The following is a 12,612-nucleotide window of genomic DNA, read 5'->3' on the forward strand; positions in this document are numbered from 1 at the left end:
AGCAGCAGCGCAATTCCCCCGCGCCTGTCTCGGCGGGTATGCTCAGGTCTTCGCCTTGCCACGAGATGACGCGTGACCGATCTTCAGTTACCCGCCCTCACCTCCCTTGATCGCCTTTGGCTGACCGAAGCCGTGCGCCTGCGCGAAGAGCATGCCGGGCCGCTGGAGGATGACGAAGCCAACCGCCAGGCCCGCGCCCAAGGCGGCGACCTGCCGGCACTGATCGAACAGCGCGCGCTCTGGCTGGCCCGCCGTGATGGCTTGGTCGAAGCGCTCCTGCACTGGCGCCAGGGCGCACGTCTGGGCGCGTTTGTGCTGGCGCTGCTCGCGGTTTTCACCGGCGCCGGCCTGGCCTTCGCCGCACTGGGTGACGGACAGCGGCCGGTCAATGTGTTCTGGGCGCTCGGCAGCCTGCTCGGGCTTAATCTGCTAACCCTGCTCGGCTGGCTGCTCGGCCTGCTCCTCGCTAGTGACAGCGGTGGTGCACTGGGGCGGCTATGGCTCTGGCTCAGCGAAAAGCTCGCTCGTGATGCCCGCGCGGCGCAACTGGCACCGGCCTTGCTGAGCATCCTGCACCGGCATCGACTAGGCCGCTGGCTGCTTGGCGTCGGCGTGCATGGCTTGTGGCTGCTGGCGATGGGCAGCGCGCTGCTGACACTACTGGCACTGCTGGCGACGCGGCGTTATGGCTTCGTCTGGGAGACCACAATTCTCGGCGAAAGCGCTTTCGTAGGCCTGACCCAGACCCTGGGTGCGCTGCCAGCGGCGCTCGGTTTCAGCGTGCCGGACATCGAGCAGATCCGAGCTAGTGGCGCGCTCGGTGGCGATCTGGAAGGTGCCCGGCAACGTTGGGCCGGCTGGCTGGTCGGCGTGCTGCTGATCTACGGTCTTCTGCCACGGCTGCTGCTCGCCGGGTTCAGTCTGTTGCGCTGGCGCCACGGTCGTGCAGCCTTGACGCTCGACTTGAGTCTGCCGACCTATCGCCTGCTGCGCGAGCGCCTGCAGCCACCGAGTGAACGCCTCGGCGTTCGCGATGCGGCTCCGGCCCAGCTGCACGCGCCCACCGCTGGTGCTCAGCTCGAAGGCAGCGCTGGCGCCGTGCTGGTGGCCATCGAGCTGGACGGCAGTCGCACTTGGCCACCGCCGTTGCCCAACACCGTCGCCGATGCCGGCATCCTCGACGACCGTGAGGGGCGCCGGCGCCTGCTCGATCAGCTCACCCGCTTTCCACCGGCGCGCCTGGCCATCGCCTGCGATCCCCGGCGCTCGCCGGACCGCGGCACCCTGGCGTTGATCGGCGAACTGTCGCGCTGTGCAGCGGCGACCCGTGTCTGGCTGCTGCAGGCACCACCAGGCGAGGCACTGGACAGCGCGCGTCTGGATGACTGGCATCAGGCTCTGGAGACCCTGGGCCTGCCCCACTCCAGTTGCGCACCGCTGAGCTGGCTGGAGAGCGGACATGACTGAAGCCCTTAAGCTCGCCGTGGTCGGCCACACCAATGTCGGCAAGACCTCGCTGCTGCGCACCCTGACCCGCGACAGTGGCTTTGGCGAGGTATCGCACCGCCCAAGTACCACCCGCCATGTCGAAGGTGCCCGACTGTCGGTGGACGGCGAGGCACTGCTGGAGCTGTACGACACACCAGGCCTGGAAGACGCCATCGCCTTGCTCGACTACCTCGAGCGCGTAGATCGACCCGGCGAACGCCTCGATGGCCCGGCGCGCACCGCCCGCTTTCTCGGCGGCAGCGAGGCGCGCCAGCGTTTCGAACAGGAAGCCAAGGTGCTGCGCCAGCTGCTGGCCAGCGATGCCGGACTCTACGTGATCGACGCCCGTGAGCCGGTACTGGCCAAGTACAAGGACGAGCTGGCGGTGCTCGCCGGCTGTGGCAAGCCGCTGTTGCCAGTGCTCAATTTCGTCGCCCAACCCGGGCACCGTGAGGAGGAATGGCGTCAGGCGCTGGCTCGTCTGGGCCTGCATGCGCTGGTGCGCTTCGATAGTGTGGCGCCGCCAGTCGACGGCGAGCGCCGGCTGTACGAAAGCCTGGCGCTGCTGCTGGAACAGGCGCGGCCCAAGCTGCAGCGGTTGATCGAGGACCATGAAGCCCAGGCCGCCGCGCGCCTGGTCAGCGGCCAGCGGCTGATTGCCGAACTGCTGGTGGACGTCGCCGCCTGCCGGCGCAGCGTGGCCGCACAACCCGAGCTGGAGCGCGGCGCCATACGTGAATTGCACGACGCCGTGCGCGGCCGCGAGCAGCGCGGCGTTGATGCGCTGCTGCGCCTGTACGCCTTCCGCAAGGAGCAGGCAGCGGCCAGTGATCTGCCTCTGCTCGATGGGCGCTGGGGCGACGACCTGTTCAACCCGGAAACCCTCAAGCAGCTGGGTGTGAAGATTGGCAGCGGCATGGCTGCGGGCGCGGCCGCCGGCGCCGGGGTCGATCTGATGGTCGGTGGCATCACCCTCGGCGCGGCAGCCCTGCTCGGCGCCATCGCTGGTGGTGGTGCGCAGACCGCCCGGCACTACGGCAATCGCCTGCTGGGCAAGCTCAAGGGCCAGCGTGAACTCACTGTCGATGATGCCGTGCTGCGCCTGCTCGCCTTGCGCCAGCGGCAACTGCTAGCCGTGCTCGCCAGCCGCGGGCACGCTGCGACCGAGGCCATCCGCCTGGCGACGCCGCAGGACCAGAGCTGGCGTGAAGGCAAGCTGCCAGAAGCGTTGCAACGCTGCCGTGCGCATCCCGAGTGGTCATCACTCAACCCCGGTGCCCGCCTGCAGGACGTCGAGCGCCAAGCGGCATTGGATGAGCTGCAGGCCGAACTGCGGCAGAGCTGACCAGCCTTCTGGCTTCGCCCGGGTACGCGCTAGGCGCGGACCGGCACGCCATCGCCCTGCATGGACGATGCCGACTGACGACCGATGCGCAACGAGCACAGCGTCGCCAGCATGATCAGCAAACCACCTGCCCAACCCATCGGCCCCAGCCGTTCACCCAGCCAGAGACCGGCGATGATCGCGCCGAACAGCGGTTCGGAACCCATCAGCAACGACACCCTCGTCGCGCTACTGCGCGCCAGCGCGCGGTTTTGCGCGAACATGGCGAACAGCGTGGCGAACAGCACCAGATACAGCGCCGCGAACCAAAACGCCGGTTCCGACGGCAACGCGGGTAGCTCGCCCGGTAGAGACAAGCCGAGCAGGATGCAGCCGCTTGCCACGACCCCGCTCTGCACCGCAGTCAGCGCCAACGCTGGAATCGCCTGGCCCGCCGTCAGTCGCCGGGTCAGGCAGACCAGTACGGCACGTAGCAATGCCGCTGCGAGCATCAGCGCATCGCCGAGATTGAGCGACAGCTGCGGGCCGCCGGTCAGCAGCCAGACGCCCGCCAGCGACAGCGCGCAGGCGATGAACAATGAGCTGTGCGGCCGCTGGCGCAGCAGCAGCCATTCCATGAATGGCGTGATCACCACGCACAGGCTGATCAGAAACGCCGCATTGCTGGCGCTGGTCAGCATCACGCCCCAGGTCTCGCAGAGAAAGATCGCCAGCATCACCAGCCCCAACGGCAGGCCGGGACGCAGCGCCCGGCGACCGGCGCCACGCAGTTGCGGCAGCAGCAGGACAAAGGTCAGGCCGAAGCGGATCGCCAGAAAACCCAGCACCGGATAGAACAGCAGCGCCTGCTTGGCCACCGCATAGCTGCTGCCCCAGATCAGCGCCACCGTCAGCAGCATCCCATCGGCCAGCCACAGCCCCTGTCTCAACGTACCTTTCATGCTCGAGCCCCGCACCAACGATCAGGCGCTGATTGTCGGGCCTGTCGCCGCGGTCGATAATCTAGCGAAACAGCACAGGACCTGTTCCGCATGGGAACGAATGACAGCGCAGCCCTGTTGCCCTATATGGCCGTGTTCGTGCGGGTGGTCGAGGCCGGCAGCTTCTCCGGCGCCGCGCGCCTGCTGGGCAGCACACCGTCGGCGGTGAGCCGCCAGGTGGCGCGGCTGGAGCAGGCCCTGGCGCTGCGCCTGCTGGAACGCACGACACGCCAGTTGCGGCTGAACGAGGCCGGGGCGGAGTTCTACCAGCACTGCCGGAGCATGCTCGATGCGGCCGATGCCGCCGTCGCCATTGGCGAACGGCTGATGCGCAGCCCGCGCGGGCTGGTGCGCCTGAGCGTGCCCAAGGCCTATGGCAAGTTCGTCGTCGGGCCGTTGATACCGGCCTTTCTGCAGCGCTATCCCGAAGTCGATGTACAGCTGCGGATCAGCGACCAGAGCCCGGACCTGATCGAGGACGGTTTCGATCTGCTGGTGCAAGTCACCGACAACCCGTCCGAAGGCCTGGCCGGCAAACCGCTCGGGCCGGTGCGCCAGCTGCTTTGCGCGAGCCCCGACTACCTGCAACGTCACGGCGAGCCGCAGCATCCGCAGGACCTGCTGCGCCACAGCTGTCTGCATCTTGGGGAAAGTGCCGGGGACAATCGCTGGCACCTGCGCCGCGGGGACCAGCAAGAAACAGTGACCGTGCGTGGCCGTTATATCAGCAACCATAGCGAAGCGCGGCGGCAGGTAGCGCTGGCGCATCTGGGCATCACGTGCCTGCCGCACTTCACCGCCGCCCAGGCACTGGCCGAGGAGCGACTGCGCGAAGTGCTGCCCGAGTGGCGCTACACCGGCTCCTACCAGGGCGCGGCCTGGCTGCTGTGGCGACAGAATCACCACCTGCCTCCGAAGACGCGGGCTCTCATCGACTATCTCAGCGAGGCGCTGATCCCCACTTGAGCTGCATCCAACCGAGCGCCGATGGGGGATACGCATCTGCTGGTCTTGGTAGCGCAGATCAGTGGCCTGAATGGCGGACAGCGGTGCCGCGCACGAATCAGAGCGCCCGCTCGGCGATACCACACCTGACCGATGCGTATCAGCAAACGAACGGCCCGCGTAGGGTGGGCTTCAGCCCCCCTACGGTTCTGCCCGGATCAGCGCTCTTTGGTGCCTTCCACTTCCTCGGCCATGCGCGCCAGGCCGAGGTGGCGCACGTCGGTGCCGCGCACCAGGTAGATCACCAGTTCGGCGATGTTGCGTGCGTGGTCGCCGATGCGCTCCAGCGAGCGCAGCGCCCAGATCACGCTAAGCACGCGGGAGATCGAGCGCGGGTCTTCCATCATGTAGGTGACCAGTTCGCGCAGGGCGGTCTTGTATTCCCGGTCGACGGTCTTGTCGTACTGCGCCACCGACAGCGCCAGATCGGCATCGAAACGGGCGAAGGCGTCGAGCGCCTCCTGCACCATCTTGCGCACCTGATCACCGATATGCCGCACTTCGACGTAGCCCTTGGGCGACTCGCCTTCCTCGCACAGCTGGATGGCGCGGCGGGCGATCTTGGTCGCCTCGTCACCGATGCGTTCTAGGTCGATCACCGACTTGGAAATACTGATGATCAACCGTAGGTCAGAGGCCGCCGGCTGGCGTCGAGCGAGAATGCGTACGCATTCCTCGTCGATATTGCGCTCCATCTGATTGATCTGGTCATCCACGTCGCGCACCTGCTGAGCGAGGCCAGAATCGGCCTGGATCAGTGCGGTTACCGCGTCGTTGACTTGCTTCTCTACCAGCCCGCCCATGGCCAGCAGGTGGCTACGCACCTCCTCGAGCTCGGCGTTGAACTGCTGGGAGATGTGTTGGGTATGGCTGTCTTTGCTGATCATGTGCGAACCCTTGCGAAACGGTTGTTCTCTCGCCGGACGGTCCGGCCTTTGGCAAATCGTGCTGCGCCAGGAGGCGGCGCGCAGGCAGTACAAACGAGGTCCGCGGGTGGCCTTACCCGCCTCGGGCGCGAATCCGGTGGGGCTGAAGCCCACCCTACGCCGCTGCCTCGTACCGACCGAACGGCATGACCAGACTAGCCGTAGCGGCCGGTGATGTAGTCTTCCGTCTGCTTCTTGGCCGGGTTGGTGAACAGCGTATCGGTGTCGCCGTACTCGATGAGTTTGCCCATATACATGAACGCCGTGTAGTCGGACACCCGCGCGGCCTGCTGCATGTTGTGGGTGACGATGACGATGGTGTACTTGGCCTTGAGTTCGTAGATCAGCTCTTCGACCTTGAGCGAGGAGATCGGATCGAGGGCCGAACTGGGCTCATCGAGCAGCAGCACTTCCGGCTGCACGGCAATGGTGCGGGCGATCACCAGGCGTTGCTGTTGACCACCGGAGAGGCCGAGTGCCGATTCGTGCAGACGATCCTTCACTTCTTCCCAAAGCGCGGCGCCCTTGAGTGCCCATTCGACGGTTTCGTCGAGCACGCGCTTCTGCTTGATGCCCTGGATACGCAGACCGTAGACGACGTTCTCGTAGATGCTCTTGGGGAACGGGTTGGGCTTCTGGAACACCATGCCGACGCGACGACGCAGGTCGGCCACGTCCTCGCCCTTGCGGTAGATGTTGTGGCCGTCGAGGTTGATTGCGCCTTCGATACGGCAGCCGTCCACCAGATCGTTCATGCGGTTGAAGCAACGCAGCAGGGTCGACTTGCCGCAGCCGGACGGACCGATGAAGGCGGTCACGCGCTGGCGCGGGATGTTCATGCTGACGTTGAACAGCGCCTGCTTCTGGCCGTAGTACAGGCTCAGATCAGGGACTTCGATGGCTACCGGCTCTTTGGCCAGGTTCAGGCTGCGCTTGTCGCGACCCAGGGCCGAGATGTCGATGGAATGCGTGTTGGTTTGCATGTGCTCGCTCCGTTCGCAGCTGCCAGCTGCAAGCTACAGGCTGCAAGTCCAGGCCGGCGCCTCATCCCTCTGGAGGCGTGGCTTGAAGCTTGCCGCTTCAATTAGTGATCCAGCGCCTTGTACTTCTCGCGCAGGTGGTTGCGAATGTAGATCGCGCTGAAATTGAGCGTGGCGATCACCAGTACCAGCAGCAGCGCCGTGGCGTATACCAGCGGTCGCGCCGCCTCGACGTTGGGGCTCTGGAAGCCGACGTCGTAGATATGGAACCCCAGGTGCATGATCTTCTGGTCCAGATGCAGGTAAGGGTAGTTGCCATTAAGCGGCAGGTTCGGTGCCAGCTTGACCACACCGACCAGCATCAGCGGCGCGACTTCACCGGCAGCGCGGGCCACTGCGAGAATCAGGCCAGTCATCATCGCCGGGCTGGCCATCGGCAGCACGACCTTCCACAGTGTCTCGGACTTCGTGGCACCGAGCGCCAGCGAGCCTTCACGGATCATCCGCGGGATGCGCGCCAGGCCTTCCTCGGTGGCTACGATCACCACTGGCAGGGTCAGGATGGCCAGGGTCAGCGAGGCCCACATCAGGCCCGGCGTACCAAATACCGGTGCCGGCGCGGCTTCTGGGTAGAACAGTCGGTCCAGCGAGCCACCCAGCACGTAGACGAAGAAACCCAGGCCGAATACGCCGTAGACGATCGACGGCACGCCGGCGAGGTTGTTCACCGCGATGCGAATGATGCGGGTGAGCAGGCCCTGCTTGGCGTATTCGCGCAGATAGACGGCCGCGATGACACCGAACGGGGTGACGATCACCGCCATGATCAATGTCATGAGCACCGTACCGAAGATCGCCGGGAACACGCCGCCCTCGGTATTGGCCTCACGTGGTTCGTCGCTGACGAACTCCCAAAGCTTGGCGAAGTAGAAAAACACCTTGTCCAGGGTCGACATGGCGTTGGGCTGGAAGGCGCGGACGACCTTACCCAAGGTAATTTCCTGCTCCCGGCCATCGGCAGTGCGCACGGTAATGCTGTCGCGGTTGAACGCCTGTTGCAGGGTAACCAGCTTCTCTTCCAGCACGCGATACTCGGCGTCCCAATAGGCGCGCTCAGCATCCAGCTCGGCCTGAGCAGCAGCGTCCAGCTTGTCGTTCAATTCAAGCTGACGGGCCTTCAGGCGCAGGCGCTCCATGCCGTGGTTGATACGGCCGATATCGACCTTCTCGATGCGCGCGATTCCGCCGTGCAGGTCGTCGACGCGGTCGATGCGGCGCTGCAGTTCACCCCAGGCGCCCTCGCCCTCGGCAACCAGCTGACCGGCTTCTTTTACATTGAGCAGATAGCCATAGAAATTGCCCCACTCACGACGCTCTAGCACCATCAGGTCGGCAGGCCGCCGCTGATTGCTCAGCCACTCACCGACGACCCAAGAGAAGTCCGCCCCATAGACGTCGCGGTTGCCCACCTTGAGCAACTCGCGAGTCATGAACTCGCCACCCTCGACGTTAACCGGCAGCCCACTGGCAGCCAGACGTGCGCGCGGCACTTCCTCGGCCTGCACCACCTCGCCGGCCAGCACACGCATCTCGGCGCCGGGCATGCTGTAGTCGGCAACGATCACGTCGGCTGGCCAGAAATGCGCCAGACCGCGTACGGCGATTATCGCCAGCAGACCCAGGGTCATGATCACTGCGATGGACACCGCGCCGGCGTTCATCCATATCCAGGGTGTGCCGCTCTTGACCCAGGTGTTCAGCGAATCCTTTTTCACGGATCGATACCTTTTCCGAAGTCTCGTCGCGGCCGCTAACGACCGCGTTATCGCCCGCCCGCAGGCGGACCTTGTTTACAGGCTGGCGTACTTGCCGCGCAGGCGCTGGCGAATCAGTTCGGCCAGGGTGTTCATCACGAACGTGAACATCAGCAGCACCAACGCGGCGAGGAACAGCACGCGGTAATGGGTGCCACCTACCTCGGACTCGGGCATTTCCACTGCAACGTTGGCCGCCAGGGTGCGCATGCCTTCGAAGATGTTCGCTTCCATGATCGGCGTGTTGCCGGTGGCCATCAGCACGATCATGGTTTCGCCTACGGCGCGGCCCATGCCGATCATCAGCGCCGAGAAAATGCCCGGACTGGCAGTCAGCAGCACGACGCGGGTCAGCGTCTGCCAGGGCGTTGCGCCAAGCGCCAGGGAGCCCAGGGTGAGGCTACGCGGTACGCTGAACACGGCATCTTCGGCGATCGAGTAGATCGTCGGGATCACCGCGAATCCCATCGCCAGGCCGATAACCAGGGCGTTGCGCTGATCGAACGGGATGCCCATGTCGTTGGACAGCCACATGCGCATGTCACCGCCGAAGAACCAGTTCTCCAGATGGCCGCTGATTTCCAGCGAGCCGTAGCCGATCAGCAGGATCACCGGGATCAGCAGTACAGCTTCCCAGCCATCCGGCACGGCCAGGCGTACACCCTGCGGCAGGCGGCTCCAGGTCCAGGCGGCGAAGAGAATGCCCACCGGCATCAGCAATAGCAGGCTGAAGATGCCCGGCAGGTGATTCTCCAGAAATGGGGCGAGGAACAGGCCGGCGAAGAAGCCGAGAATCACCGTCGGCAGGGCTTCCATCAACTCGATTATCGGCTTGACCTTGCTGCGCAGCCTGGGTGCCATGAAATAAGCGGTGTAGAACGCCGCGCAGATGGCCAGTGGTGCTGCCAGTAGCATCGCGTAGAAGGCTGCCTTGAGCGTACCGAAGGCCAGCGGCGCGAGGCTCAGCTTGGGCTCGAAGTCGCTGTTGGCCGAGGTGGACTGCCAGACGTAGTCAGGTTCCGGATAGCTCTCGTACCAGACCTTGCCCCACAGGGCGCTCCAGGAGATTTCCGGATGTGGATTGTCGATCACGAACCGCTGCAGGCCCTGGCTCGATTCGATCAGCAGACGAGTTGCCCGCGGCGACATGGCGGCCAGTGCGGCGCCGTCGGCGACCTGTTCCTTGACCAGCGTGCGATGTGCAGTGCTGTGGAAGATGCCTAGGGTGCCGCTGTCATCCAGCGCGAGGAATCCCTTGCGACGCTCCTCCGGCAAAAGCTGGCGAATCGGACTGCTGCCCAGCTTGAAGCTGCGCACGTTCTTCAGCTCGGCCTCTCCGTCGGCACCACGCACCATGAACCACTGGCCAATGGTGCCTTTGGAGTCGCCGATCAACAGCGAGATACCGCCCAGCAACGGGCTCACACTGGTGATCTCGCTGCCGTCGCCGACCAGCTTATAGCGGCCGTTTAGCTGCTTGCGGCGCAGATCGAAGACGTCCGCACTGGCCTTGCCACTGATCGCGTAGAGCCACATGTGGCGCGGGTCGATCAACAGCTGGCGAATCGGTTCAGCCATCTGCGGCAGGTTGAGGCGCTCCTGCTCGAGTGTCACTTCACCAGTCAGCAGGTTCTCGCTGCTGGCGATGCGCTGGGCATGCAGCGCAGTGCCGGTAGCGCCGGCAACGAGCAGGGTCTTGCCGTTCAGGCTGATCGCCGCACGGTCGATGGCACGCCCTTCCGGATCGAGCTGTAGCGGCTCCTCACCAAATGGGAAGGCCAGTTCAGGAGTGATGGTCTTCTTGTTATTCGGGTAGGTGAGCTTGTAGTTGTGCTCCACCACCAGCGCCTGGCCGTTGTCCAGGCCCAGCACCAACCGACGGGTACCAGGCGTGTCCTGGCCCACCGAGGCAATCTGGCTGCCTTCCGGCAGCGGCAGGACTTTGCTGGACAGCAGCGTGCCGTCGCGAAGTCCGAAGAAACGTACCTGGCCGTCTTTGCCCAGCCGAAGCACAACCTGGTTCTGCTCCTCTATGGCCAAGAGCAGAGGTTCACCCGCTTCGGCCAACCAGGCCGGCTGCTGAAGCGCACGGCTTTCCAGCTCGGCGCCTTGGAACATCGGCATTACGACTTGCGCCAGGTAGAAGAAAATAAGGGTGATAGCACCCAACACCGCCAGTCCACCGATGGACACGTACCAACGCGCCATATGGTCTTTCAGCGCTCGGATACGGCGCTTGCGCTGCAGTGCTGGCGTATTGAAGTCCAGCCGTTGCACATCGGAATTCGCGGTCATGTTTTCCATGTCGTTCATGCCAGAGCTCCTGGGCCTGAGCGGCCCTTCGGGGCGCCTAATCTAATGAAGCTGTGTGACAGAAAAATTACAGTCAGGTGACGCGCCGATGCCCACCAGCGCGAAACGCGTGGTGGGCATCGGCGCAGGGCCGGCGCTGAGGTCGCTAGCCCTTAACCGGGTCTTACAGACCCAGTTCCTGCATGGTCTTGTCGACTACCTTCTTCGGCAGCGGGATGTAACCATCCTTGACCACAACTTCCTGACCCTGCTTGGAAAGCACCTGCTTGAGGAACTCGGCATCCAGCGGGCTCAGCGGCTTGTTCGGCGCCTTGTTGACGTAGACATAGAAGAAGCGCGCCAGCGGGAACTTGCCGGCCAGGGCGTTATCTTCATTCGCCTCGAAGGCCTCGCCACCCTTGGACAGGGGCACGGCGCGGACGCTGGAGGTCTTGTAGCCGATACCTGAGTAGCCGATGGCGTTCAGGGTGCTGGAGATCGACTGCACAACCGAGGCCGAACCCGGCTGCTCGTTGACGTTGGACTTGAAGTCACCTTTACACAGGGCTTCTTCCTTGAAGTAGCCGTAGGTGCCGGATACCGAGTTACGGCCGAACAGCTGAATCGGCTTGCTTGCCCACTCGCCGGTCATGCCCAGATCACCCCAGGTCTTGATGTCTTTCTCGCCACCGCACAGGCGGGTGCTGGAGAAGATGGCGTCGACCTGTTCGATATCCAGCGATTTGATCGGGTTGTCCTTGTGCACGAACACCGCCAGGGCGTCGATGGCCACCGGCACGGCAGTCGGCTTGTAGCCATACTTCTCTTCGAAGGCCTGAATCTCGTTGTCCTTCATCGGGCGGCTCATCGGGCCCATGTTGGAGGTGCCTTCGGTCAGAGCGGGCGGCGCGGTGGAGGAACCGGCTGCCTGGATCTGAATGTTGACGTTCGGGTAGCTGCGCTTGAACTCTTCAGCCCACAGCGTCATCAGGTTGGCCAGGGAGTCGGAACCGACGCTGGACAGGTTGCCGGAAACGCCGGAGGTCTTCTGGTAGCTCGGCAGAGCCGGGTCTACAGCTGCGACCGCGCTTGCGGCGCCCACGCCAGCGGCTACAAAGGTCAGGGCCGCCATCAAACGATTCAGTTTCATACCTTGCTCCTAGCAGGTGTGTGCTCGAGTGTGTTGGAACGGGGGCCAGTATCTGCAGGCCGTGTGAACACTCTATGAAGCAAGTGTGACAATCTGATTACGAACCCACCCATTGACCTGCCGCGGTCGCTGCCGGCCTGTACAGCCGCTATACTCGGCGCCGTCGCCCGCACTAGCGCGGGCATTTCGCGCCAGAACAACAATCGAGCCGCGAGTCCGACCGATGAAAGAATACGAACAGGAAGATCCGATCCCACAGGGCGACCTGGCCCTGCAGCTCACCGCGCTGCCGCGGGAAACCAATGGTTTCGGTGATATATACGGCGGTTGGCTGGTTTCCCAGATGGATCTGGCCGGCACCGCGATGGCCAGCCGAGTGGCCGCCGGGCGAGTCGCTACGGTGTCCATCGATCGCATGGCATTCATGGTCCCGGTGGCAGTCGGCGCGCAGCTGTCGTTCTATACCCAGACGCTGGAGGTCGGCCGCAGCTCGATCCGCATGCTGGTCGAGGTGTGGAGTGACGACCCGCTGTCCAGCGAATGGCGCAAGGTGACCGAGGCCGTTTTCGTCTTCGTCGCCATCGACGGCAGCGGTCGCACGCGTACGGTCCCGCCACGCCGCTGAACCCTGC

10 protein-coding genes are annotated in these 12,612 nt (G+C 64.4%); 4 read left to right on the forward strand and 6 right to left on the reverse strand.

Annotated features, from left to right (window positions below):
* The first annotated feature begins 72 nt into the window (after positions 1-72).
* A complete protein-coding gene (locus tag CXK91_RS15875; protein ID WP_103457076.1) occupies positions 73-1,467 on the forward strand; it encodes a DUF2868 domain-containing protein in 1,395 nt (464 codons plus the stop codon).
* Positions 1,460-2,833: a DUF3482 domain-containing protein gene (locus CXK91_RS15880; protein WP_103457077.1), complete on the forward strand. Its 1,374-nt coding sequence runs from the start codon at positions 1,460-1,462 to the stop codon at positions 2,831-2,833. Before CXK91_RS15875 ends, CXK91_RS15880 begins: the two co-directional genes overlap by 8 nt.
* A 29-nt stretch (positions 2,834-2,862) precedes the next feature.
* Here the strand turns inward: CXK91_RS15880 and CXK91_RS15885 are convergent, their stop codons facing one another.
* Positions 2,863-3,774 (reverse strand): DMT family transporter, encoded by a 912-nt coding sequence (locus CXK91_RS15885; RefSeq protein WP_103457078.1) that lies wholly within the window; start codon positions 3,772-3,774, stop codon positions 2,863-2,865.
* Positions 3,775-3,864: 90 nt separating this feature from the next.
* Here CXK91_RS15885 and CXK91_RS15890 point away from each other — a divergent pair, with 90 nt between their 5' ends.
* Positions 3,865-4,779 (forward strand): LysR family transcriptional regulator, encoded by a 915-nt coding sequence (locus CXK91_RS15890; protein WP_103457079.1) that lies wholly within the window; start codon positions 3,865-3,867, stop codon positions 4,777-4,779.
* Between the two features lie 197 nt (positions 4,780-4,976).
* On the opposite strand, the gene phoU is transcribed toward CXK91_RS15890, so the two are convergent.
* From phoU to CXK91_RS15915, 5 genes are all read right to left on the reverse strand, one after another.
* On the reverse strand, positions 4,977-5,705 hold the full coding sequence (phoU, locus tag CXK91_RS15895) for a phosphate signaling complex protein PhoU (RefSeq protein WP_103457080.1): 729 nt from the start codon (positions 5,703-5,705) through the stop codon (positions 4,977-4,979).
* A gap of 194 nt (positions 5,706-5,899) precedes the next feature.
* Positions 5,900-6,727: a phosphate ABC transporter ATP-binding protein PstB gene (pstB, locus tag CXK91_RS15900; protein ID WP_103457081.1), complete on the reverse strand. Its 828-nt coding sequence runs from the start codon at positions 6,725-6,727 to the stop codon at positions 5,900-5,902.
* A 101-nt stretch (positions 6,728-6,828) separates the two neighbouring features.
* On the reverse strand, positions 6,829-8,499 hold the full coding sequence (pstA, locus tag CXK91_RS15905; RefSeq protein WP_103457082.1) for a phosphate ABC transporter permease PstA: 1,671 nt from the start codon (positions 8,497-8,499) through the stop codon (positions 6,829-6,831).
* A 75-nt stretch (positions 8,500-8,574) separates the two neighbouring features.
* On the reverse strand, positions 8,575-10,851 hold the full coding sequence (locus CXK91_RS15910) for an ABC transporter permease subunit (RefSeq protein ID WP_103457083.1): 2,277 nt from the start codon (positions 10,849-10,851) through the stop codon (positions 8,575-8,577).
* A 163-nt stretch (positions 10,852-11,014) separates the two neighbouring features.
* A complete protein-coding gene (locus tag CXK91_RS15915; protein WP_103457084.1) occupies positions 11,015-11,980 on the reverse strand; it encodes a PstS family phosphate ABC transporter substrate-binding protein in 966 nt (321 codons plus the stop codon).
* Between the two features lie 223 nt (positions 11,981-12,203).
* Here CXK91_RS15915 and CXK91_RS15920 point away from each other — a divergent pair, with 223 nt between their 5' ends.
* Positions 12,204-12,605, forward strand: coding sequence for an acyl-CoA thioesterase (locus tag CXK91_RS15920; protein WP_003282816.1), 402 nt, complete (start codon positions 12,204-12,206; stop codon positions 12,603-12,605).
* Positions 12,606-12,612 lie beyond the last annotated feature (7 nt).

The organism is Stutzerimonas stutzeri (assembly GCF_002909485.1).
Taxonomy (GTDB): Bacteria; Pseudomonadota; Gammaproteobacteria; order Pseudomonadales; family Pseudomonadaceae; genus Stutzerimonas; species Stutzerimonas stutzeri_AH.